General features: G+C 43.0%; 19 protein-coding genes. 9 read left to right on the forward strand and 10 right to left on the reverse strand.

The window, feature by feature from the left end; genetic code table 11:
* Positions 1–43: 43 nt before the first annotated feature.
* The 3 genes from FRX45_RS01695 to pbpC all read left to right on the forward strand — a co-directional run bounded on the left by FRX45_RS01695 (position 44) and on the right by pbpC (position 8970).
* Positions 44–709, forward strand: a complete 666-nt coding sequence (locus FRX45_RS01695) for a 4'-phosphopantetheinyl transferase family protein (protein WP_152266656.1) — start codon at positions 44–46, stop codon at positions 707–709.
* 144 nt (positions 710–853) lie between these two features.
* On the forward strand, positions 854–6430 hold the full coding sequence (locus tag FRX45_RS01700; protein WP_152266657.1) for an alpha-2-macroglobulin family protein: 5577 nt from the start codon (positions 854–856) through the stop codon (positions 6428–6430).
* A 122-nt stretch (positions 6431–6552) separates the two neighbouring features.
* Positions 6553–8970, forward strand: a complete 2418-nt coding sequence (gene pbpC / locus FRX45_RS01705) for a penicillin-binding protein 1C (RefSeq protein WP_152266658.1) — start codon at positions 6553–6555, stop codon at positions 8968–8970.
* Between the two features lie 350 nt (positions 8971–9320).
* On the opposite strand, the gene FRX45_RS01710 is transcribed toward pbpC, so the two are convergent.
* The 8 genes from FRX45_RS01710 to FRX45_RS01745 form a co-directional block, all read right to left on the reverse strand.
* Positions 9321–9749 carry a QcrA and Rieske domain-containing protein gene (locus FRX45_RS01710; protein WP_152266659.1) on the reverse strand — a complete coding sequence of 143 codons (429 nt, stop codon included), beginning with the start codon at positions 9747–9749 and terminating at the stop codon, positions 9321–9323.
* A 22-nt stretch (positions 9750–9771) separates the two neighbouring features.
* Entirely contained in the window at positions 9772–10668 is an 897-nt protein-coding gene (locus tag FRX45_RS01715; RefSeq protein WP_152266660.1) for a DUF5777 family beta-barrel protein, read from the reverse strand.
* Positions 10669–10673: 5 nt separating this feature from the next.
* Positions 10674–11219, reverse strand: a complete 546-nt coding sequence (locus tag FRX45_RS01720; protein WP_152266661.1) for a YceI family protein — start codon at positions 11217–11219, stop codon at positions 10674–10676.
* A 104-nt stretch (positions 11220–11323) separates the two neighbouring features.
* Positions 11324–11695: a c-type cytochrome gene (locus FRX45_RS01725; protein WP_152266662.1), complete on the reverse strand. Its 372-nt coding sequence runs from the start codon at positions 11693–11695 to the stop codon at positions 11324–11326.
* Positions 11696–11707: 12 nt separating this feature from the next.
* Complete coding sequence (locus FRX45_RS01730) at positions 11708–12118, reverse strand: OB-fold protein (RefSeq protein ID WP_152266663.1); 411 nt, start codon at positions 12116–12118, stop codon at positions 11708–11710.
* 23 nt (positions 12119–12141) lie between these two features.
* The gene (locus FRX45_RS01735; RefSeq protein ID WP_152266664.1) at positions 12142–13503 is read right to left on the reverse strand and encodes an outer membrane beta-barrel protein; all 1362 of its coding nucleotides are present in this window, start codon (positions 13501–13503) and stop codon (positions 12142–12144) included.
* A complete protein-coding gene (locus tag FRX45_RS01740) occupies positions 13491–14066 on the reverse strand; it encodes an RNA polymerase sigma factor (RefSeq protein WP_152266665.1) in 576 nt (191 codons plus the stop codon). Before FRX45_RS01740 ends, FRX45_RS01735 begins: the two co-directional genes overlap by 13 nt.
* Positions 14067–14308: 242 nt before the next feature.
* Positions 14309–14809: a DinB family protein gene (locus FRX45_RS01745; protein WP_152266666.1), complete on the reverse strand. Its 501-nt coding sequence runs from the start codon at positions 14807–14809 to the stop codon at positions 14309–14311.
* Between the two features lie 273 nt (positions 14810–15082).
* On the opposite strand from FRX45_RS01745, the gene FRX45_RS01750 reads away from it, so the two are divergent.
* The 3 genes from FRX45_RS01750 to FRX45_RS01760 all read left to right on the forward strand — a co-directional run bounded on the left by FRX45_RS01750 (position 15083) and on the right by FRX45_RS01760 (position 17601).
* Positions 15083–16030: an NmrA/HSCARG family protein gene (locus tag FRX45_RS01750; RefSeq protein ID WP_152266667.1), complete on the forward strand. Its 948-nt coding sequence runs from the start codon at positions 15083–15085 to the stop codon at positions 16028–16030.
* Between the two features lie 539 nt (positions 16031–16569).
* Positions 16570–17067 carry a DinB family protein gene (locus FRX45_RS01755; RefSeq protein ID WP_152266668.1) on the forward strand — a complete coding sequence of 166 codons (498 nt, stop codon included), beginning with the start codon at positions 16570–16572 and terminating at the stop codon, positions 17065–17067.
* Between the two features lie 120 nt (positions 17068–17187).
* Positions 17188–17601 carry a VOC family protein gene (locus FRX45_RS01760; RefSeq protein ID WP_152266669.1) on the forward strand — a complete coding sequence of 138 codons (414 nt, stop codon included), beginning with the start codon at positions 17188–17190 and terminating at the stop codon, positions 17599–17601.
* Positions 17602–17736: 135 nt separating this feature from the next.
* Here FRX45_RS01760 and FRX45_RS01765 read toward each other — a convergent pair whose 3' ends face one another.
* Positions 17737–18720, reverse strand: a complete 984-nt coding sequence (locus FRX45_RS01765; protein ID WP_152266670.1) for a GlxA family transcriptional regulator — start codon at positions 18718–18720, stop codon at positions 17737–17739.
* Positions 18721–18913: 193 nt separating this feature from the next.
* Between FRX45_RS01765 and FRX45_RS01770 the strand changes: the two genes are divergently transcribed.
* The 3 genes from FRX45_RS01770 (at position 18914) to FRX45_RS01780 (ending at position 21729) form a co-directional block, all read left to right on the forward strand.
* A complete protein-coding gene (locus FRX45_RS01770; RefSeq protein WP_226804844.1) occupies positions 18914–19168 on the forward strand; it encodes a hypothetical protein in 255 nt (84 codons plus the stop codon).
* Positions 19169–19270: 102 nt separating this feature from the next.
* Positions 19271–20524 carry an imidazolonepropionase gene (hutI, locus tag FRX45_RS01775; protein ID WP_152266672.1) on the forward strand — a complete coding sequence of 418 codons (1254 nt, stop codon included), beginning with the start codon at positions 19271–19273 and terminating at the stop codon, positions 20522–20524.
* Positions 20525–20655: 131 nt separating this feature from the next.
* Complete coding sequence (locus tag FRX45_RS01780; protein WP_152266673.1) at positions 20656–21729, forward strand: arginase family protein; 1074 nt, start codon at positions 20656–20658, stop codon at positions 21727–21729.
* Here the strand turns inward: FRX45_RS01780 and FRX45_RS01785 are convergent.
* Entirely contained in the window at positions 21712–23967 is a 2256-nt protein-coding gene (locus FRX45_RS01785; RefSeq protein WP_152266674.1) for a patatin-like phospholipase family protein, read from the reverse strand. The two genes, FRX45_RS01780 and FRX45_RS01785, sit on opposite strands and share 18 nt — an antisense overlap.
* Between the last annotated feature and the right edge of the window lie 205 nt (positions 23968–24172).

Genomic DNA, 24172 nt, shown 5'->3' on the forward strand with positions numbered 1-24172 from the left:
CCGGAATCCTTTTCGCGGCGAATTTCGGATTTCGTTTCTTGTAATGCCTTTATTTTATCAACATAATATCAACGAATCAACAAAATTAGGGGTTTGGCATATTGCCGAGCCCGAAGATTTCTTTCTGGCCAAGGTTCCGCTGCAGCATGACATCACTCATCCACATAAACGTCTGCAACATTTGGCAGGACGCTACCTGCTGCGCTTTTTATTTCCCGATTTCCCCAACGAATTGATCCAGATCGCCAGTACCAAAAAGCCTTTCCTCGCCGATGAAGCTTTTCATTTCTCCATTTCACATTGTGGCGATTATGCCGCTGCTATTGTTAGTCGCACAAACCGCGTGGGCATTGATATTGAAATTCCTACGCCCAAAGTTGCCCGTGTACGCCATAAATTCCTGCATGCAGAAGAGTTGGCCAATATAGGAAAAGAAAGCAGTGCGTTTCCTTCACCGGATGCTGCAACTGAAGATATTTTTCTCCGTAAATTAACGTTGTTATGGAGTGCAAAAGAAGCAGTTTTCAAATGGTATGGCAATGGTGAAGTGGATTTTAGTGATCAGATCAGGCTACAACCGCTCGACGATGTGCTGTCCATACCGGGAAAAGGAAAGATGAATGGTTCGTTTTTAAAGCGCCGCACTTTATCATTGGTACTACCCTTTATTAATTTTAAGGAGATATGCTTAGTTTGGGTGATGACCTGACCTGTTTTAAAAACGATCTATATATTACCGGCACAGTCCTTTGGCAATCACCGGGTTTATTTATCTTAATCTTAACCAAATTCGCGGTTTGCACTATATAAAATTTTTACCTTGCTTTATGCAAGTTTAAACCTTTCCTGCATCATGAATATTATCAAGCGCTGCATCGTTCTTTGTAAACAATGGTATATTCCTTTTTTATTAATCTCTGTGCTGTTGTTTGCCTGTAATAAAAAAGAAAAAATAGCGGGGGTTGATCCTGCTTTCAGTAAATATATAGACGGGTATACTTCGGGCGTTATTTCTAAAGCGGCGGCCATACGGATACGCCTGGCCGCAGAAGCTCCTTCTGCTCATGTACTGAATGAAGTGCTAAAAGATCCTCTATTTTTTTTTTCCCCTTCCATAAAAGGCAAAGCATATTGGGTAGATGCCCGAACCATCGAATTCAAACCCGATGAATACCTTACACCGGGACAGTTGTATACTGTAAATTTCAAACTCGACAAGGCAACCGATGTGCCCGATGCTTTTAAAACTTTTACATTTAATGTACAGGCTGTAAAGCCTGGCTTCCTGGTAAAAGAAACCGGGCTGAAAGTAGTTGGCAATTCAAAAGAAATGATGGCATTGAATGGTGCAATTGAAACTGCGGATATCGAATCGTCTGCCACAGTTGAAAAAATATTGACTGTTGAGTACGGGGGTAAATCGCCTGCAATAAAATGGGAACACAATGAAAGCACCCGTATCCATCGCTTTACTGTGGAAGACATTAAACGGGCCACCAGCACTTCTTCCTTAAAATTACAGTGGGATGGCACTCCGTTAGGATTGGAGGAAAAAGACAGCAAGGAAGTAGAAATACCGGCAGTGGGTGATTTTAAAATATTGAACGTTCGGGCAGTGCAGGAAACGGAGAATTATGTACTTGTACAATTTTCCGGAGCCATCGCCACCAACCAGCAACTGAACGGGCTGATCACCGTGAGCAACAAAACGGATCTCAGCTACAGTATTGATGGAAGCGAAGTTAAATTATATGTGCCCGACAGCTTTGACGGTAATTATACCGTTACGGTACATGAAGGAGTACAAACGGTGTGGGGCACCAAATTAAACAAAGCGTTTTCCGCCAACTTGTTTTTTGAAAACCGGTTACCTTCTGTCACCATTCGCGGTCGCGGCGTTATATTACCCAACTCCGGGAAGCTGGTATTGCCTTTTGAAAGTATTAACCTCAGCGCCGTAGATATCAGCATCATTAAAGTATATGAAAATAATATTCCCCAGTTTTTTCAGTCCAATAATTTTGACGGCGAATCCGATCTTCGTCGGGTAGCTACTCCTGTTGTACAGCAAACGCTGCGGCTGGATAACGATAAAACACTTGACCTGCACCGTAAGCAGAAATTTTCATTAGACATTGACAAATACCTGAAAGCGGAACCCGGCGCCATATATCACATAACCATAGGATTCAGACCGGAATATTCGTTGTATACCTGTCGCGCGGCTGATAAAACAAGTGAAGAGGAAGATGAACCAGGTGGTTGGTATGACGGCGGCGATCAGGATGGATTGGATAGTGATAATGATTTCTGGAAAGTATACAACACGTATTATCCCTACGGTTATAACTGGAAGCAGCGCGATAATCCCTGCAGCCCCTCTTATTACAATAAAGAAAGATGGGCCAGCCGCAATATCATTGCTTCCAATATTGGGCTAACGGCCAAGCGTGCCGGCGATAACAGCATGCTTATTGCCGTAACCGATATTCTTACTGCCAGTCCAATGAACAATGTGGAACTGGAACTGCTCGATTACCAGCAGCAGGTGATTTTTAAAACCAAAAGTGATAAGAACGGACTGGCAAATTTTGACCTGAAGAAAAAGCCCTATTTGTTGGTTGCCAAAAAAGGCAACGAAAGAGGTTACCTGAAATTAGACGATGGCAGTTCGCTTATGCTGAGCCGTTTTGATGTATCGGGCGTGGAAGTAAAAAACGGACTGAAAGGTTTTATTTTCGGGGAACGCGGGGTATGGCGTCCGGGCGATACAATGTATATCAATTTTATTATGGAAGATAAAGCGGGTAAACTGCCTGCAGATCATCCTGTAGAATTTAATTTAATTACACCGCAGGGACAATTATACAAACGCCTGGTGGAAACCTCCGGCCAACATGGCTTTTATCTTTTTACTGCATCCACCGATGCCTCTTCGCCAACAGGCAACTGGCTGGCAAAAATTAAGGTAGGCGGCGCAGTATTCGAAAAAAGGTTAAAGGTGGAAACGGTAATGCCTAACCGCCTGAAGATTGACCTGGATTTTGGTAAGGATCCCATATTGGGTAAAGATGGTACTTTGGGCACACTCCAATCGCAATGGCTTTTTGGCACGCCGGCAAGAAACCTTGCAGCAAAGGTTGACGCCTCATTGTATGCAAGGAGAACGGTTTTCAAAAAATACCCGGCCTATCATTTTGATGATCCTACGGCAGCATATACTACTGAAACCAAAACCATCTTCGATGGAAAGCTGAATGAAGAAGGTGCTGCGTCTGTGAATACAAAATTTGGCGCCATAAAGAATGCACCGGGTATGCTCAACGCCAGCCTGCTGGTAAAAGTATTTGAGCCGGGCGGCGCTTTCAGCGTGGATAATATGGTTATACCCTACAGCCCTTATAAAAGCTACGCGGGCATCAATATGCCCGAAGGACAAAAACCCTGGGGCTTTTTGCTAACAGACAAAAGCTATGAACTGCCAATTGTAAATGTGGATGTCAATGGCAATGCGTTAAAAGGCACGCAACAAATGGAAGTAGAGCTGTACCGGGTAAGCTGGCGCTGGTGGTGGGATAATACAGGCGATGGCTTCAGCAATTTTACACAGGACACCTATAATAAATTATTACAGAAAGATACTGTTCGTTTAACCAATGGCGCGGGCAAATGGCATTTTTCTGCTCCCGGCAGCGAATGGGGCCGCTACCTTGTTTTAGTAAGAGACAGGAGCAGCGGTCACACTACTGGCCAGGTAGTATACTTCGATGATCCCTGGTGGCAAACCCGCGGCAATGCCACCGATCCTTCGGCGGCAGCAATGCTGTCGTTTACCTCCGGCAAGGAAAAGTATAATGTGAATGAAGATATTACGCTTCATATACCAAGCAGTAAGGGCGGCAGGGCGTTGATCAGCATTGAATCGGGAAGCCGTATTATAAAAACAGACTGGATCGAAACACAGGAAGGCCAAACCGTTTATACATTTAAAGCTGAAGCAGGCATGGCGCCCAACATATATGCCAATGTAAGTTTACTGCAACCCCATGCACAAACCGCAAACGATTTACCTATCCGCATGTATGGTGTTATTCCAATTTTAATTGAAGATAAAAATACAGTGATCAAACCGGTGATCAATATGCCCGATATAATACGCCCGGAACAAAAAACCTCCGTTACAGTTTCTGAAATTTCAGGCAGGGCGATGACCTACTGCGTAGCGATTGTGGACGAAGGCTTGCTTGATCTTACCCGTTTTAAAACACCTGATCCACATGCTTCACTTTACGCAAGAGAAGCGCTTGGTGTAAAAAGCTGGGACCTGTTCGATAATGTAATTGGCGCATGGGGCAATGGGCTGGAACGAATTTTAACCATTGGTGGCGACGAGGAAGCGAGTGGCGGGGCAAAGGAAAGAAGAGCCAACCGTTTTAAACCCGTGGTAAAATATCTCGGTCCGTTTCACTTGAATAAAAGCCAAAAACAAACACACAACTTTCAACTGCCACCTTATGTAGGTTCAGTAAGAACAATGGTAGTTGCCGCCGGAGAAGGCGCCTATGGATTTGCAGAAAAAACAATAGCCGTAAAGAAGCCCTTAATGTTATTGGGTACGCTGCCCAGGGTATTGGGCCCAACAGAAACCATTAAGCTGCCGGTAACAGTTTTTGCGATGGAAAATAATGTACGCAATGTTACGGTAACCCTGCAAAACAATGCTTATCTCGAAACCGTTGGCAGCGCTTTTCAACAGGTATCTTTTGCATCGCCCGGTGAAAAGATGGTTTATTTTGACGTAAAAGTGAAAGAAAATACAGGCATTGGTAAAGTGAAATTGCTGGCAACAAGTGGCAATGAAAAGGCTAATTATGAAGTGGAATTAGATGTGCGCAATCCTAATCCGGCAATAACCAATGTAGTTTCATCTGTACTCAATGCAGGTCAGCGATGGAATGAAACAGTAAAACCTGTTGGCATTCCGGAAAACGGAAAAGCTACACTTGAAATTTCAAGTATACCACCTATTAATCTCGAAAAAAGATTAGATTACCTTATACAATATCCGCATGGATGTATTGAGCAAATTACTTCTGCAGTATTTCCGCAATTGGTACTTGGCCAGCTAACGGATCTGAGCGACCGCAAAAAAGCGGAAACAGAAAGAAATATCCGTTCTGGTATTGAACGTTATAAAAACTTTCAGCTTCCGGATGGCGGGTTCAGTTATTGGCCCGGGTTGCCGGAAAGTGATGAATGGGGAACCAATTATGCCGGACATTTTTTACTGAAGGCACGGGAGAAAGGATATATTGTACCGGTAGATATGCTGCAAAAGTGGCTTACTTATCAACGCGGCAAAGCCAACAGGTGGTCACCATCTACCACTAATTTTTACGGCGGTGATCTTACACAATCCTATCGTTTATACCTTCTGGCTTTAGCCAAATCGCCTGAGCTGGGCGCCATGAACCGGTTGAAAGAATTCAAATATCTTTCGCCCGAAGCCAAATGGCGGCTGGCGGCTGCATATCAACTGGCAGGTCAGCAAAAAGTTGCCACAGCGCTAATCATGGGTTTACCAACCCGCTTCGAACAACGCAAATCGCCAGGCAATACATATGGCTCCGGCTTGCGCGATGAAGCGATGGTTTTGGAAACACTAACATTAATGGGTAAGCGGAAAGAAGCAGCTGCTGTATTGCAATTTGTTTTGGCGCAGTTGGCAACCGAAAGCTGGTACAGCACACAAACCACGGCCTATAGCCTGATAGCCATTGCCGCTTATTGCGGAACAAACGTCAGTGGAGAAAAAATAGTGGCAACTGCCAGTGTAAACGGTAAAACTGTAAATATCAATTCACACTCCTATATTACACAAACACCTGTAAGTGTTACAGACATCAATAAAAAAATAACCGTTACCAATAAAGGAACGAACGTTTTATATGCACGGCTGATCACGCAGGGACAGCCGGTTACCGGGGAAGATATAGCAGTAAATAACAATGCTGATGTATTGTCAATGCATGTAAGCTACCTTAATCTAAACGGCAGCCCGCTGAATATCGAAGCTATAGAACAGGGAACTGATTTTGTTGCTAAAGTAAGTATTCGTAATCCGGGTATACGGGGTAGGTACAACAATATGACGCTTTCACAAATTTTTCCCGGCGGGTGGGAAATACTGAATACACGGATGCTGGATAATGAAGGAAGTTTTAAACCTTCTCCATTCAATTACCAGGATATTCGCGATGACAGAGTATATACGCACTTTGACATTAAAGAAGGCGAAACAAATACATATTATGTAATGCTGAACGCGGCTTACCTGGGGAAATATTTTTTACCGGGAGGTTATTGTGAAGCCATGTACGACAATACCATCAGTGCGGGGGTAAAAGGGAAGTGGGTGGAAGTAAAGTGACTTATGATTTGAGATTGTAAATACAATTTATAGTTTTTGGTTTATTGTTTATTGTTTATTGTTAATACAGATTTGTGATTTATTGTTAATACTCAATTAAAGGTTGGATGATATATTTTTAAATGAACCTGTTTTTCTCTTCCATATATCAACGGATCCGCAAACTGAAAAGAAAAACCAAAATTATTGGGGTTATTGCTATTGCCGGATTGCTATGGTTTTGGATTTGTTTACCTGATCCCCTGTTTCATTCGCCCACTTCTTATGTTATTGAAGATGCACAGGGTGAATTGTTGGGCGCAAGCATTACTGCCGACGGGCAATGGCGTTTCCCTTACAATGAAAACGTGCCGGAAAAATTCAGGCAATGCATTATAAGTTTTGAAGACAGGCGTTTCAACCACCATCCCGGCATTGATCCTTTAGCTATATTAAGGGCTATACGGCAAAATGTACGCTCTTCCAAAATAGTGAGCGGTGGCAGTACCATTACCATGCAGGTGATCCGCTTATCACGTAATGAAAACAGGAATATTTTCCAAAAGCTGATCGAGGGTATTTTAGCCGTACGCCTTGAAATAGCCCGTTCCAAAAATGACATCCTTGCATTGTATGCATCTAATGCACCCTTTGGCAGTAATATAATAGGACTGGATGCGGCAGCATGGCGGTATTATGGAAGAAGTGCGGATAAGCTTAGTTGGGGCGAGATGGCAATGCTGGCTGTATTGCCCAACGCTCCGGCATTGGTGCATCCGGGAAAAAACAGGCAGGTATTATTAAGAAAAAGAAATCGTTTACTCGACAGATTGAAAGAACAGGAAAAAATAGACAGTACCACTTGTGAATTGGCGAAACTGGAGCCTTTGCCGGATGAACCTAAGCCTCTGCCTCAACTGGCGCCCCATTTATTGCAGCGCTTTAAAAAAGAAGCTGCCCCGGGCGATTATACCCGTGTTCAAACCACGATTAACCGCAACCTGCAAAACACGGTTAGCCAAATTGTTGAGCAGCACCATCGTTTTTTAAAAGGCAATGGTATTAACAACGCCTGTGCATTAGTGCTGGAAGTTGAAACCGGTAAAACCCTAGCATACGTGGGCAATGCCTATCATCCCGAAAATCCTGAACTGCAAAGCCATGTTGATATCATTACATCGGCCAGGAGCCCGGGCAGCGCCTTAAAACCTTTATTATATGCCGGCATGCTTACCAATGGATTGTTGCTACCCCATACTTTAGTGCCTGATATTCCCACACAGATCGGTGGATATACTCCTCAAAATTTCGACCGCGATTACAATGGTGCAGTTTCGGCGTCCCGTGCCTTATCAAGATCACTAAATGTGCCCGCAGTACGCATGTTGCGTGACTATAAATATTCCCGGTTTTATGATTTGCTGAAAAGAACAGGCATCACTACTTTAAACCAGCCGGCAGATCATTACGGACTATCGCTTATATTGGGCGGCTGTGAAGTGACACTATGGGATTTAGCAGGCGTATATGCCGGAATGGCCAGAGTGCTCAATCATGCAAAAAGAAATAATGGAAAAGTACTGGCAAAGGATTTTCATGCGCCCTATTATCTTTCCGCTACCAGCCAACCAATCAACCAATCAACTACTCAGCCAACCAACCAGCCAACCCTCAACTTTATAGATCCCCTATCTGCCTGGTATATGTTTCATGCAATGGAGGAAGTAATGCGCCCGGGAGAAGAGGGATTGTGGAAACAGTTCAGTTCATCGCAGCGGGTAGCATGGAAAACCGGCACCAGCTTCGGCTTCAGGGATGCATGGGCTATTGGGGTAACGCCACGTTACGTAATTGCCGTATGGGCAGGTAATGGTAACGGAGAAGGAAGGCCCGGGCTCATTGGTGTGCAGGCTGCAGCGCCCATCATGTTTGATATAGTGCGTGCCCTGCCATCATCGCCATGGTTTGCTGAACCCGGATTACAATATACAAATATTGCCATGTGCCGTCAAAGCGGGTTCCGGGCCAATATTAATTGCGGTGATATTGATACGATAAAGGTTTCACCCAATAGCATAAATGTCCCGCTTTGCCCCTATCACACCATCATTCACTTAGATGTAACCCAACAATACCGGGTAACCGAAAATTGCTCGGCTCCTTCATCTATGGTACATAAAAACTGGTTTGTGTTACCACCCGCCATAGAATGGTATTACAAAAGAAAACATTTGGATTACCGGACGCTGCCCCCATACCTGCCGGGTTGCGCTGTTTTGGAAATGCGTAAACCAATGGCGCTTATTTACCCGGAACCTTATGCCAAAATTTATGTTCCCCGTGAGATAACCGGAGAAAAAGGCCGAACCGTGTTTACAGCCGCCCATCAAAAAAAGGATGCAAAAATTTTCTGGCACTTAGACGATGAATATATCGGAACTACAGTCCATTTTCATCAAATGGCTTTGGATCCCAAACCAGGCAAACATTTTTTAACAATTGTAGACGAAACGGGCGAACGGATTACAAGGCAGTTTGAAGTTTTGGAGAAAGGGGAATAAGCCTTTGCGAATCATTGAGAAGGTCTGTTTGAATAATCACAGTTCTTAAATATCTAAAAGTGAACTCCCATTCAGCTTATTGCTGAATCGAATCATTCTGGCTTCAGCGCTGGCGCACGGCAGACTTTGTATTCTTTGCGTTTTTTCTTAGTGCTCCCTGCCTGCCGGCAAGCAGGTTTGCGGTAAAAAATATAACCGCAAAAGAAATACAAAATTTTTCGCCCGACTGAACGCCATTCGGGCGGGCAAAGACCGCTATGGTGTCATAACCTGCAGCAATTTGCACCTTATGCCTTGTACCCTGCAACTTGTACCCTACAACTTGCACCTTGCAACCTGTACCCTGCACCTTAACTAACCGTCAGGGTATTGTTATTAACCGCAACGGTATACTTTTTCAACGATGATGGAGCTGGTCCCTGGGTTACAGCTCCGCTGAGATTATACTCACTGCCATGACAGGGGCATTTGAATCCGCTGGCGCCGGCATCGTAATTTACGGTGCACTGCATATGTGTGCAAATAAGGCTTAATGCCACAAAAGAAGCCGGCACATTGCCTGCTGCCGTTCTGATAACAATTACACTGCCGCCGGTTTTTGAACTTCCTACTGAAGTAAGTTCCGAATTAAGATTGGCTGTAATCAAAGCATTTCCGCCGCCGGGTGGAGGAGGTGTAACATTATTATCTGAAGATTTGGAACAGGCCGCTAATAAACTTCCCGCGCATATGGCTACGGTTGCCTGGCTGATGTCATGAAGAAAATCCCTGCGTTCCATATATTTTTTTTATGATGAACAATTAACGTTTTTTAGCAAGATTGAAAGCACGTGAAATATTGAAGCCAAAATAAATATCACCCTTGCCCCAGCTTCCGGTGGTACGTCCAAGGAACAAAGGTTCCACCATACCCTGCGAATTGGTAACATGCACCTGGAAAACATGTCCCCCCGTTTCAATATCAAAGCCGGCCGAAAATGAATTGTACACTTTAAATGAATTGACCTGGTTATCCGGCAGGTAATTATACTCTACATTTATGCTTGAACGTTTGGTGATCTTCATTCTACCTCCTATGCCCAATACAAATACATCATTTTTATCGGCTACCGTTGGCACCAGGTTATAATGGAGGTAAGCCGGAGATAATTGTATTGACAAATTCCTGTTCAACTTCCTAGCTACCAGCAATTGCAAAGTATAATTGGTGCGGTATCTGGCATTGAGATACGGTTTATCAGTATACCTTAACGAAGTATAAGCTATACCTGCCAGCGCGGTAACCGAAAGCGGAATACGCCCTCCGGGGCCTTCTGATTGACGCAATAGCTTACCTTTTAAATATCCGTCATAAGTTTTCTGAAATGTACTTCGGCCAATGCCCACCGTTAGTTCATCGGTTAATCCATAGTCAAATCCCATACGCATGGTAGCATTGTCTAATCCGAAAAATTCGTATGCGCCTTCATTTATTTTTCCAAAACGATGCATGATCATAAACAACAGCACTCCTTTGGCCGGTGTTTCCACAGAGTGTGTATTAATGATATGCGTGGCCTTGAATGTTCCGGTAACATGGCCGCCCTGTTTATTCACCATCATGGAATCTTCCAGCATATTCAGCAAACTGGAATCCTGCGCCATTGCGATCTTACCGAAGCCAGTGCATAAAAAGAAAAACAATGCATAATATTTCATACGATTCATTTTACAGGTTTGCAGTCAATTTTTACCTGCACATCAATTTGTTTGGCAATCTTGTCTCTTACAATACCCGGGATTTCGATATCAAAATCCTGCGGCAAAAGATTAAAACGGGCCGTTCCCGTTAAACCATCCCCGGTAATCTCAATAGTTGCCGGAGTATTAACAGATTTTTCCACACCATGTAATGTAAGCACACCCTGCGCCTGAACATTGTATACTCCTGGTTTCTGCGGATCAACATCGCCGGTAAATGTTCCTTTAAAAGTAGATTTGGGATGCCTGTCGCTTTCTACATAATTTTCATTAAAATGCTCCTGCATCAGTTCCTTCCTGAATAAAAAACTTTTCATGAGCATGGAAAAAGCGATTGTCTTTTTGGAAAGATCAATAGCGGCATATACCTGGTTATTTTCTGCCTTAATGTCTTCCATTGGTGTTTTGGAAAAAAAATTGATCACACCCGTCCTGGTGATATACACCTGTGCTGATGCCGCCGAAATTATAAGTCCGCAGCACGCAATAAGTAATACAGATTTCTTCATAATTGGTTGATTTGCTGATTGGTTGGTTGATTCTCTTCCTTCATCAGGGATGGACACCCTGCAACCTGCAACTTGTAACTTGTCCTGTAACCTGCAACCTGTCTCTAATCCTGCTTCGCTCCTGCCACTATCCACGCTTTTATTTTATTGATCTCGCAGTCAGAGAGCTTGCCTCCGTTATCTGGCATCGGAGGATAGCCGCTGGCGTGGGTAATTACCCCTACGAGGTTGCCGTTATCGGCCTGCGTTTTAAGATTAGCATATCCATCTAAACTAACATTACCATTTACGATACCATTGGCATGACAGGAATAACAATTGGTTGTAATAATGGGTAAAATATCTGCATTGTATTTCATGCCGCTGGTATCGCATTGCTGTACTGTCATCAACATATCTTCGGATGCTTTGGAACAGCTACCCAAAGCTGAAATAAAAAGAATCAGAGCCCATATATATAGAAGACTACGGATCATACGCTTAAGATTTTATAAAATGATGATGCAATCGGTTAAGTTAACATCCATGTTAAAGCCTGTGCATTTTCCTTTCACCACTATTTCCATCCCTTTTTTTACATGATTCGACTCTAATGCTGATGCCGGTGAAAAAAAACAACTTATACCTCCTCCCTCCGGCTGCATACCCAGTATTAACACTGCATCATTGCCATTAAGGATAATATCATCCACCTTTCCTTTAACTTCAACTACTTTGTTTAAAAACTTTTCATTCGCCGCAGTCTCATCGGTACTATAACCTTCATACAAAAGCGCGGCGCTGATAGTCAGTTGTGTGTCTTTACCGGCTATGCCTTCCCGGGGCTTATTGTACCAGTACCAGGCAACTGCCAGGCATACGGCTACCACTGCCAAAAAAAGAATTATTTTTTTTCGCATATACTTCAATGCTATTGCTATGGTTAATGGAATTTTTTTCCGATACCTATAAATATACCACCACTGTTTAGTGAAAGATTACCCTTGCCCATACCGGAAACAGGCAACCTGAAATAAGGCTCTACACGAAACTGAAAGGATTTCCCGATCCTTCGTTCATACCCCAGCCCCAGGTTTATAGCTGCCATCCAGGCTTGTGAATTTTCTTTGTATGTATACCCTTTTGTATGTACATCTCCATAGTATTCATACGTGTAATCGTAATATTCTTTGTTCATCAAATAAGAAGACATGCCGCCCGTAATGAACCAGTCGTTCCTTTTACCGGTACTGAAATTATAGCGTATATTAACCGGTATAGTGATCATATGGCAATTCCCGTCAACCGAATAAATTTCTGCATTGTTCCAGTATTGACCCAGTTTAGATTTATCAAAATATTCACCTTTAGTATAGTATAATTTCTTTTCCCATAATGCCCCGGCTTCCACATTCCACCGTTTATTGATCCGGTAGCCGAACAATAACCCCGCACCATATCCTAAACCCGATATTTTTTGAAACTTAACCGTACTTATATCGGGAGATAGTAGTGCCTGCACATAGAAATACCGGTTTTTGGTTAAAGGTGAAACCGGTTTTGTTTGTTCCCGTGGCAGCGGATCCTGTTGAACCGTGCTGCTTTGCATTATATATTGTTCCACTGTTAGCGCGGGCAATACCATGCTCCTCATGCCAATTTTTTGCAGGAGCAAAGCAGGTGCATACGACAAACCCCTTAATGACTCTCCTGCTTTGTCCTGCATATTTCCCAACTTGCCCTTGTAACTGGCTTCATGCTGTGAACTTCCATTAACATAAGGTAAAGGTGCGGCGTTTGCCCTTTTATAACGGGTATATTGATTTTCAGGATCATTTTTTGATAGTGCATTGTTCCGCTTTTTACTAACGTTATGGCCCAAATGCAAATCGCCGGTTTTGTTTACATCTCTTATCAAAGAACTGCTATTGGCTTGGTCATGGACGGAACTGCTGCCTGATTTTGTTTTATTTGCGCCTGTAAAATCAATGTCATGCGCTGCACCAGCAGGCTGCATCTTAATGGCGCCGGGCTGCTGGTAAGTAACTTCACCTGCATTTTTTACCGGGCGTTTATTAAAGTTTTTTTCCCAGGTGTTATGCGCCATCCACCCGGCAGGGAACAACAGGAACCACCAGAAAATAAACCGGCGTTTCTTCTTTTTGCCCGCTTCCGGTAAGTTTTGCCCGCCATGTAAAGTGGCATGCACCCCTTCCCAGTCAGACGCCTTTTGGGTATCCACCTCATAGTTTTCCGCAGCTTTACGGAAAACCTCTTCCATATCATCGTTCTTCAGGTAAAACATAACACATTATCCTTATTATCTTTTACAAGGTATTTTTGCAGAAACGCCCTGGCCCTGGCAAGGTTCGATTTTGATGTACCAACAGATATGCCCAGTATCTTCCCGATTTCCTGGTGCGAATAACCGTCAATTACATACATATTGAACACGGCCCTGTATGAGGGACTCAACTTTCTTATCAGTTCAATGATTTCTTTATACAGCAACTGCTCATCCGATCTTACTTCCGCTTCATGACCGTTCCACGCATCTTCTGTTATAGGTTGATACTTTTTTTGTGCCTGGTTTACACGTATATGGTCTATAGCCGTATTAACTATTATCCTGCGCATCCAGGCCATCAATAAGCTTTCCACATTAGCAGCATGCTGGTATTCAAATTTGCCGAAAGCCCGGAATATCTTTATGAAAGCATCATTCGTAACTTCAGCGGCGGCTTCATAGGAACTGAGATAACGGTATACCGTTTTCAATGCAAATCCCAGGTATTTTTCGTAAAAAACCTTCTGACATTTCGCATCATTGGCAGCACAGCCCTTTATCAGATATAACAATTGTTCCAAACCGCGGTAAACTTTATTGCTATTAATTACGGGGTTTGCTGAGCAAAGGTTGCGCAGCAACCCTAAATTTTTACCCTTGTTAAAAAAACAGAGGGGTAAAGATTTATCAAAGGTATGTGGTTGGTTTGCAGATACGGCAAAAAGGGAAATTGATAATTTCCCTGTAAAACGGTTACAAATTCAAAAGTTTGGGTTCCTTTTTAAAGCCGGTGCCTGCTTAAAGGAAGGTATGGATATATGGTCTAAAACCCTCTGTCATCTGCCGAAGGACCGTAAATAGCAGGCACAGGTATATTATTCAGGCGCATGTATACCGTTAATTGCCCGCGATGATGAACCATATGATTAATCGTTGATTCGATATTTTCCTTTTTAGGAGAACTGTAAAGCAGCTTTCCCTGGTTTTTAAGAGAGAAGGGTTCGGCAAGTTCCCCTTCTTTAATAAGACTTAATGCTTTTTTTGCGCCCTTCACATTTTCATCAAAATGCGCTACCAGCTCAGCCGCGTTTGTTGGTTTAAAATGTTCAAAACTGGCAAAATCAATTTCAGATTTCTCGATCATATGTGTGATCCATTTAGGAATTTCCGCCACCAGCAAAGCCAGGTAACCCATGGTCATAGATTTTTCGTGGGGCTTCCAGTCAAATAAACTTTCAGGGATCCTCTCTAAACATTTACGGGTGGCGGTAACTTCTGCTTCCAGTTCTTTTACAAATGCTTCGCTAAAAATGGCATCGGTCATAATATTTGTTTATATCAAAAGAATACTGACTGCAAATTTGCTACCAAATTCAAGCCATAATTTGCGATATAACTGCATAAAGATGCCGGAAAGCAAGATAATTTGTAGCTGTGATAAATTTAAAAAATGACCCATCTGCAGGCTTTGTTTTAGTCCGGAATGGCCCACATGCAAAAAAATTATATCACTTTAAAGTAGATACCCCAGAATATAAATCGCCTAAAAAAAGAACATTGCATTATTTGCGCTGTAACTTTAAAGCAAATATTTTTTATGCCTAAAAAAATCATTGTTGTATTTGGAGCAACCGGCGCGCAGGGTGGCGGACTTGCTTACGCCATACTAAACGATAAAAATAGTGAATTCGCCGTTAGGGCTGTAACAAGAGATCCCAGTTCCGATAAGGCCAAAGCTCTCGCCGCATTGGGGGCGGAAGTAGTGGCTGCCGATATTGATGATATAGATAGCGTTACAGGGGCGTTACAGGGTGCTTACGGCGCTTATTTTGTAACTTTTTTCTGGGATCATTTTTCGCCTGAAAAAGAATATGAGCAGGCAAAAAATTTTGCTAATGCCGCTAATGCCGCCGGCTTAAAACATTTAATATGGTCAACGCTGGAAGACACCCGAAAATGGGTTCCGCTGAATGATGACAGAATGCCCACCCTGCATGGCAAATATAAAGTACCGCATTTTGACGCCAAAGGCGAAGCCGACCAGTTGTTTACAGACAAAGGCCTTCCGGTTACTTTTATGAGAGCCTCTTTTTACTGGGATAACTTAATTTATTTTGGCAGTGGTCCTAAAAAAGGACCAGATGGTAAACTGTATATTACGTTTCCAATGGATGACAAAAAAATGGCGGGCATTGCATCTGAAGATATTGGGAAATGCGCCTATGGCATTTTTAAGAAAGGAAAATCTTTGCTGGGTAAAACGGTTGGTATTGCCGGCGAACAGCTTACCGGCAAAGAAATGGCCGAAGCCCTTACAAAAGCTTTGGGGCAGGAAGTTGGCTACAACAATGTAACCCCCGAAACCTACCGTGGATTTGGTTTTCCGGGAGCAGACGACCTGGGAAATATGTTTCAATTTTACCGCGATTTTGATGAAGTGTGCAACGGCGTTCGCGATGTAAAATTTTCAAGGGAACTAAATCCTGAATTAAAATCGTTTGAAACCTGGCTTTCGGAAAATGCGCAACGTATACCAATAGAATAACCACCGCGGAATATTACCGCAAGCTGATGCGAGAACAGGCGATAGTAGTTAGCCCTTTAAAAAAAAAGCCCATTCTCCGTTATCCGCACTGCAATTGCAGTACGGATAATGTTTAGCTTTTGGGGAAATAAAATGCCGCTTCGCCAGGATTGGGCTTACACACTTTTGCTTCTCATTGAACATTAATGAAGGTTGGGTCGCCTGCTAGTCCGGCCGATACGTTTTTGATCATGTGTTAGTGTGCCGCGCAGCACTGTTATTGTTACATGGTGTGAGTGGGCTATGCAGCTAAGTACCACCAACAATAGAATACCAGGTAAATGTCTGTCGCAGCCAACCCCTTAAATTGCCGTATTTATACCCTAACAAAACCATTTAATGGTATTAGGTTTGTCGTACTATATTGAATTTTCCAATCAATGCTGGCAGGTGCATTGAACAATAGTGAACAGAACCCCGAATGGAGCGCCGCAACAGGTGATCCTAAAAAAACCAATGCTGGAACAATAGAATAACCAGGTAACAAACAAATTAAAAATATGGAAACAAAAACAGTCAGCAACCGGATGTTTTCTATTGTTGTGTTGTATGATATGCAGACAACTTTTTTCGCGAATGCCATTGAAGGACTTTCTGATGAAGACAGGCATAAGCGGCTGAATACAAAAGCCAATCATGTTGCCTGGCTTACCGGAAGCCTGGTTGAACAGCGCTACGAAATTGCGAATATACTGGGCGCTGATCTTAAACAGTCGGCGCATGAGCTTTTTAAAGACAATAAGGGTATACAGGATGATGTTGTTTATCCTTCGCTGACCGAATTTAAAAAAGACTGGGAAAACATTACGCCTGTTTTAAGAGAAGCGCTGATCAGTGCAGACGATAAAAAACTCGATGAATCTTTTGAGATGATGCCGGGAATGAGCATGACCTATTATGATCTCATCTCTTTTTGTTCTTATCGTGAAGCGAACTGCATCGGACAGATCGCGCTATGGCGGAGGCTGTTGGGTTATCCGGGAATGAAATATAATTAAACAGATGGCGCATATAGCACAAGGCAAACGGAATGACAGGAAACAATAGTCAATGTTACCTGTGGAAGTACTATGGATTTCGCTGAATTTATTTATACCCAAACCAAAATAAACCCAACCATGTCAACCAAAATATTCGTGAATTTACCCGTAAAAGATCTCAACAGGTCCATAAAATTTTTCACTCAACTGGGATTTAGTTTTAATACGCACTATACCAACGACCAGGGCGCATGCATGATTGTGAGTGAGGATATATTTGTAATGCTGCTTGTAGAAAAATTCTTTAAAACATTTACCAAAAAACAAGTTGCCGATGCTACCAAAAGTACGGAAGCCATCCTGGCATTGTCGGCCAACAGCAGGGAAGAAGTAGATGAACTCGTAAGCAAGGCGCTGAAAGCAGGAGCAACAATCCCAAATCAGAAACAGGACCAGGGATGGATGTACGGCCACGGCTTCCAGGATTTAGACGGACACCTGTGGGAAACCATTTATATGGATTCGAAGGCGATTCAGCAAGACCTGGAATAGATGATTATCGTGAAGCGATTTTTATCCGTCATTAATGTCAATAACGCATAAGCCCGCCATTGGCATCATGCTCATCCCCTGTTTCCTTTAGAAGAAAATGAAAGATTCAAAACTATCTCCTGTCGAAGACATATACTATGCAGTCAATACTTCTTTATTGTATTTATTTTTATATTCAACAGGCGATAAGCCGGTAACTTTTCTGAATGTTGTTCTGAAGGCTTTCACATCGTTATAGCCCACTTCATACATCACTTCATTAATGTTTTTACGGCCGGTTTCCAGGTCTTTTTTTGCCGCTTCAATTTTCACTCTTTGTATATATTCCGTAACCGTATTGCTGGTAGCTTTTTTAAACCTGCGTTCCAGGCTTCTGCGGCCCAGCGCAAACATAGACGCCAACTGGTCAACGGTTATTTTTTCTTCGAAGTTCTTCTCAATAAATTCCTGGGCTTTTTTCACAGGCTCATCTTTATGCGCTTTCTGTCCTTCGAATATAATAAATGGCGATTGGCTGTACCGGTCTATATCAATCATAAATGCTTTGGAAACAAGGATAGCGATATCTCTCCCTGCGTATTTTTCAATAAGGTACAGCAGCAGGTTTAAAAACGAATAGGCGCCGCCACTGGTATAAATGCCATCGGCTTCTGTCATGATCTTATCATCTACCAGGTTCACATCAGGAAACATACTTCTGAATTGATTGGCCAACTGCCAATGCGTAGCGCATTGCTTTCCTTTTAACAATCCTGTAGATGCCAGGAAAAAAGAGCCAATGCAAAAACTGGCGAGTTCTGCTCCCCTGCTGTATTGCTGCAGTATCCAGGGAATAAATGCCTTATTGAGTTCTATAGCTTTTGGCAGGTCGCCATGCATAGCAGGAACAATGATGAGGTCTGTTTTCGACACCTCACCAACTAAACAATCAGGGCTCACAGTATACAACCCGTTACGCTGGCTTGTTTCCTTAGAAAGTCCTACCAGTTTGATATTAAACATAGGAGATCTCCCCATTGCAGTGAGAAAACCATTCGCTTCGGAAAGTATCTGGTGGGTACCGTCAATATTGGGTAAGCTGCTGTGTCCTAAAGGAACAAGAATGGATACATGTTTCATCCGTATATTTTTTGTTTTTTATTTTTTGTCGGATGGGACGCCCTTAGGCATTCCCTTGTGTGAAAAGCTCTTTATACGCGCGTTTCATAGGGTAAATGTAAAACATTCTTTTGTCGTAATCAACCCCCGAAATTGCCGTATTAACCCCCGCATTTGTTGCCTCAGGGATAGTAGGTTTGTCTTAATGATAGAAGTGTTCAAAACCAATGTTTGCGACCGCTGTGATGCCAATATGCTAATTGAACAGATACAACAATCTTTCTTTAATTACCAGGTTAATTTCGACCTTGAAGATTGTGATCGGATTCTTCGTGTGAAATGCATAACAGGAACAATACAATCCGCTTTGCTCATAGATTTTTTAAAAAATCTTGGATTTGATGCTGAAGTATTACCTGATGAAATTCCTTTTGCCGGCCGTAGCAGTATTGATACAATAACCCTGTAAAAGCATTCATTATGAATGAAGAACTCACAATGCACATCAGGATACTGATATTAAAAAACTCATTTCATATAATATTCCGATTTTTGGCATCTAAACTGCGAAATGCCCTCTACACTCATCACCCATATTAAATGCCTGGTAAACACACGCGAAACTTCGGGTATACTTTATGGCAATGCCCTGGCTGAGCTGCCTTGCATCAACAATGCCTGGCTGCTGGTTGAAGATGATGAGATAGCCGCTTTTGGTTCAATGAACAATATGCCTCTTAATACAGCGGAAACCCTCAATGTATCCGGGCAATTCGTGCTGCCCGCCTGGTGCGACAGCCATACGCATCTTGTATTTGCTGCCAGCAGGGAGGAAGAGTTTGTGGATAAGATCAAGGGACTGAGTTATGCGGAGATCGCAGCAAATGGCGGTGGCATCCTCAATTCGGCTCAAAAATTAAATGAAACCTCCGAAGATGAGTTGTTTGCCCGGGCATGGCAACGATTGGATGAAGTACGCAAGCTGGGCACCGGCGCCATTGAAATAAAAAGCGGTTACGGGTTAACGGTAGAAGGGGAACTGAAGATGCTCCGGGTGGTTAAAAAGCTTAAAGAAAAATCTACACTTCATATCCGTTCCACCTTTTTGGGTGCTCACACCTATCCCCTCCCCTATAAAAATAACCACACCGGCTATATAGACCAGATCATTGATGAAATGCTCCCTGTAATTGCAACAGAAAAATTAGCAGATTATATTGATGTATTTTGTGAAAAGGATTTCTTTTCCCCGGAGGAGACAGAAAAGATATGCAGGGCAGGCATGCAATATGGTTTAAAACCCAAGCTGCATGTAAACCAGTTGAACAGCATTGGTGGCATTGAAACCGGGCTTCAACTCAATGCCCTTTCTTTGGATCATTTAGAAACAATGACTGACCAGGATATTGCATTGGTGGGCGATGCTTCACGCAACGGAAACTGGAAGGGTATCTGCACGCTGCTGCCCACTGCAGCTTTCTTTTTGCGCATGTCTTACCAGCCTGCCCGTAAACTGATAAATGCAGGCTGCGCTATAGCTTTGGCCACCGACTATAATCCCGGTTCATCGCCGGGCGGCAATATGAACTTTGTGGTATCACTGGCCTGTATACAAATGAAAATGCTTCCCGAAGAAGCTATTAATGCCGCTACATTAAATGGCGCTTATGCTATGGGGTTGGGCGATACACTGGGAAGCATTACGCCTGGCAAAAAAGCCAATCTTATATTCACCCGGCCCATTTCCTCCCTTGCATACCTGCCCTATGCATTCAGCACCAATTGCATCAACAGGGTAATGATTGCCGGAGAATTTATTTCCTGAACAGAAATACGTATCTTTTGATGGCATTTCTGATCTTAAGATTTTTAGCGGATGCCATTGCACTACGTAAATCTCATGGTCAGGCAGCTATATCGCACTTCACATTCACACATCAAATAAATAACCGGCTTATGGGTTATCCGCATTTCCGTTTTTATAAAAGACAGGATATACTCAGTCTTACCCGCCTGCGCCGCTTTGAAACCAAATTGGGCGAATGTTTGCAAACCGCAGATGACGCAGATCTTTCTCAATCATTGCTTCAATCCAAAGCAGCTTTTGTTTTAATAGGGATTCCGGAAGATATTGGCGTAATGGCCAATTGCGGTACGGGCGGGGCAGATACGGCATGGCTGCCCTTTCTGAAAGCGTTTTGCAATATACAGAGCACCGATTACTTTACAGGAGAAGAAACAATAGCATTGGGACATTTTGATTTCAGCGATATTAAGTCAATGATACTTTCCAATGCAAAGAACGAAGAAGAACTGGTGGATGCCTGCCGACATGCCGTTGCCAATATCATAGATACAGAAGTTGAAGCGCTGATCAAGCTGGTTACCGCAGCCGGTAAAACACCGGTTGTAATAGGCGGTGGTCACAACAACGTCTACCCGCTTATTAAGGGAACTGTTAAAGGACTTCTTAAAGCGGGAAAACTTGCTGCTGCCCACTTAAATGTAATTAATGCAGACGCACATGCCGACTACCGCAGCATGGAAGGGCGGCATAGCGGTAACGGCTTCCGGTATGCGAAGCAGGAAGGGTTTCTTAACAGGTACGCTGTTATTGGCCTGCAGGAAAATTACAACAACCAGGGTATGCTGGACGAGTTGTATAATGACATTACCATTCAATACAGCACATTTGAAGATATTTTCATCAGGGAAAAGCTCAATTTCAGGCAGGCAGTGGTACAGGCTATATCGTTTACTGAAGACGGCTATACGGGCATAGAACTGGACATAGACAGCATTGCACAAATGCTGAGCAGCGCTGCCGGGCCTTCGGGCTTTACCAGCCTGCAGGCCAGGCAATACATCTCTTTGTCCGGCAGCTACGCCAAAGTGGCTTACCTCCATATTTGCGAAGGGGCCGAACAACTGGTTAACGGGCAAACCAACCCGCTGGCAGGCAAATTCATCAGTGAACTGGTGAGTGATTTTATTAAAGCCCGCCACAACTGGTCAGAAGCTGATGCCTAAGCTCACATAGGAACTTACTTTTCGCAACTGATCGCTGTACATGGCGCTGATTTCCAGCGGACCTAAAGCAAAGTTGTAACCGAAAGTAAGGGCATATCCCGAAAAGAAACTGGGGTTATCGAAAAATACACTGCTGCTAATAAAATTGGTAAACAGTACATTGGCCCGGGCAGTAGCATAGGTGTTCGACAAAAATTCATATCGCGCACCGCCCATAAAGGCAGCTACCGTAGGCGCATAGGTTATGGCTTCAGGCAATCCTGCAAACGTAATCTGGTTTTGATAGAGGGGAATAAGCCCCCCTATAGAAAACTCATTCATTACATTATTGGTATAGTTAAAATTAATTCCGGATTGCATGGAAGCCAGCATCGTAGTTCTGTGCGTAATATGATAATAGGATTCTATGCTTAACGAAGTCCGCCAATAGGGATGAGTAGCAACGGCGTATTGATCGGGGGAACCAGGTAAGCCATCTTTAAGAATAGAAACATGCTCATGTTGTTTCAGCACTCTTCCTATTTCAGCGTCTATTTTTACTCCTCTTGTGGGAAAAACCGGTTTATCCAGTATGTCATATTTTAAAAAAGTATAGGCGGTAGGAAAACTACTGTTGCCATTCAATTCAAGCGGTGCAGAAATAACAGGTGAATAATTAATAAACTCCATACGAAAGCCCAGCCCGGTTGACAATTTCCGGTTCGATGAAAAGGTTGTTTTAGCATTAAACACCGAATATTGCCTTTTATACAACCCCGTTTCCTTGTATGCGTTATTGGCCTGAAATAAATTGTAGGTATTGATATCAAACCTGTCGTATTGAGCGCCCAGCGAGAAAGAAAAGTTTTTATGTCTCCCTATATACTGCAGGTGTTCCGCCCTTGCCCGAATGTTATCGCCGATATTGAGTGTAACGAGACTCCTGGAATTGGTAGTAATAAAATTACGACTGGTAAAATTAACAATAGCGCTGATGCCGCTGAACTTATCATAGTGCAAACCCAGCTTTGCAAAAGTCAGCGGGTTCTCCACAATGTCAAAAACAATTTTATAGCTGCCATCGGGTTGTTCATGCAATGAATATAATATACGGTTATAATATCTTGTACCAAATGCATGCCGTATCATTTCCGATATGTCCTTTGCTGTGTACCACTCATCCATAAACAAGCTAAGGGTGTTAATAAAAAATTCAATAGTGGTATTTTTCAGGCCGCTTAATTCAAAGGATGATATTTTAACCTTTTTCATTTCAGGCAACCGGTTCATTTTAGGCGGGGTAGTACCATATAATGCATTTAAGGAATCGGCAAGCTCCTTCAACCGCGGATACAATTCCCTTCCTTTTTTAATGCCGGCTTCCAGGATATCTTCGGATTGTCCGAAGCTGCCCATATTGTATTTTTCCAGCGGGTAGGTTACATAAATATCACAAAGCGGAACTTCCGTACGGTGGTCTTCCGCCTCCCTGAAAAAAGCCACCTGCAAAAGCACCTGTATCACATTGCGCACTTTATTAGATGCCAGCAGTCCCGTAGATACATTGCTGCCTACAACAATATCGGCGCCCATTCTTTTTACATCCTGAACAGGAAAGTTCCGCACTATTCCACCATCTACCAGGAATCTGTCGTTCATCTTAACTGCCGTAAAAAAAGACGGTATAGCCATACTGGACCTTATGGATGAAACAATTTCCCCATTTTCCATAACCACGGCCTCACCTGTTCCTACATCGGTAGCGATGCATTTAAAAGGAATGCTGAACTGTGAAAAATCTTTGATATGACTTACCGGGAAAAACAATTCTGAAAATTTCAGCCATAATTCCTGTCCTTCCAATATACCGGTGGGCAAGGTAAACCGATGGTTTACCCAGGGTAGTTCTACCACATATTTTGAATATTCATCCTTTTCCTCCATAAACACACTCCGAAGGGATGACTGGTTGCTTAATAAGAGTTCCCAATCAATGTTTCTTGCTATTTTTTCAATGGAATCGGCAGAATAACCAACAGCATATAAACTGCCAATAACACCACCCATGCTTGTGCCGGTAATATAATCAATGTTGAGCCCTGCTGAATCAATTGCTTTTAATATACCGATATGTGCAAGTCCTTTTGCCCCGCCACCACTTAATGTTAAGCCTATTTTAGGACGCCCCGGCGGTTGCTGGGCAAGCCCCGGATGCGTAAAAAAGAAAAGAAGCATGCATGATATAAGGAGAAATCTCATAGCTTTAAAACTGTTTTTCACACAGACAAAAAATATTCCACTTTCGTTGCGGTCTTAGCGGTAAAAACGCAATAACAGGCTTCCGGAATATAAGCTGTGATACAATAGCAGTATTCCTTTCAAATATACCAACATAAAAACACATAGAAAATGTAATGTACGCTTCCATGCTGTCCTGACCTTGTTTTACTACATTTGCACAAAT

Source organism: Agriterribacter humi, assembly GCF_009192765.1.
GTDB classification, from domain to species: Bacteria; Bacteroidota; Bacteroidia; order Chitinophagales; family Chitinophagaceae; genus Agriterribacter; species Agriterribacter humi.

Excerpts from the sequence above, each read along its gene's own strand:
- FRX45_RS01725 (WP_152266662.1), bottom strand. The coding sequence starts at position 11,695 with ATGATCCGTAGTCTTCTATATATATGGGCTCTGATTCTTTTTATTTCA.
- FRX45_RS01695 (WP_152266656.1), top strand. The coding sequence starts at position 44 with ATGCCTTTATTTTATCAACATAATATCAACGAATCAACAAAATTAGGG.
- pbpC (WP_152266658.1), top strand. The coding sequence starts at position 6,553 with ATGAACCTGTTTTTCTCTTCCATATATCAACGGATCCGCAAACTGAAA.
- FRX45_RS01730 (WP_152266663.1), bottom strand. The coding sequence starts at position 12,118 with ATGCGAAAAAAAATAATTCTTTTTTTGGCAGTGGTAGCCGTATGCCTG.
- FRX45_RS01765 (WP_152266670.1), bottom strand. The coding sequence starts at position 18,720 with ATGAAACATGTATCCATTCTTGTTCCTTTAGGACACAGCAGCTTACCC.
- FRX45_RS01785 (WP_152266674.1), bottom strand. The coding sequence starts at position 23,967 with ATGAGATTTCTCCTTATATCATGCATGCTTCTTTTCTTTTTTACGCAT.
- FRX45_RS01745 (WP_152266666.1), bottom strand. The coding sequence starts at position 14,809 with ATGACCGATGCCATTTTTAGCGAAGCATTTGTAAAAGAACTGGAAGCA.
- FRX45_RS01735 (WP_152266664.1), bottom strand. The coding sequence starts at position 13,503 with ATGTTTTACCTGAAGAACGATGATATGGAAGAGGTTTTCCGTAAAGCT.
- FRX45_RS01755 (WP_152266668.1), top strand. The coding sequence starts at position 16,570 with ATGGAAACAAAAACAGTCAGCAACCGGATGTTTTCTATTGTTGTGTTG.
- FRX45_RS01710 (WP_152266659.1), bottom strand. The coding sequence starts at position 9,749 with ATGGAACGCAGGGATTTTCTTCATGACATCAGCCAGGCAACCGTAGCC.
- FRX45_RS01720 (WP_152266661.1), bottom strand. The coding sequence starts at position 11,219 with ATGAAGAAATCTGTATTACTTATTGCGTGCTGCGGACTTATAATTTCG.
- hutI (WP_152266672.1), top strand. The coding sequence starts at position 19,271 with ATGCCCTCTACACTCATCACCCATATTAAATGCCTGGTAAACACACGC.
- FRX45_RS01715 (WP_152266660.1), bottom strand. The coding sequence starts at position 10,668 with ATGAAATATTATGCATTGTTTTTCTTTTTATGCACTGGCTTCGGTAAG.
- FRX45_RS01780 (WP_152266673.1), top strand. The coding sequence starts at position 20,656 with ATGGGTTATCCGCATTTCCGTTTTTATAAAAGACAGGATATACTCAGT.
- FRX45_RS01760 (WP_152266669.1), top strand. The coding sequence starts at position 17,188 with ATGTCAACCAAAATATTCGTGAATTTACCCGTAAAAGATCTCAACAGG.
- FRX45_RS01750 (WP_152266667.1), top strand. The coding sequence starts at position 15,083 with ATGCCTAAAAAAATCATTGTTGTATTTGGAGCAACCGGCGCGCAGGGT.
- FRX45_RS01700 (WP_152266657.1), top strand. The coding sequence starts at position 854 with ATGAATATTATCAAGCGCTGCATCGTTCTTTGTAAACAATGGTATATT.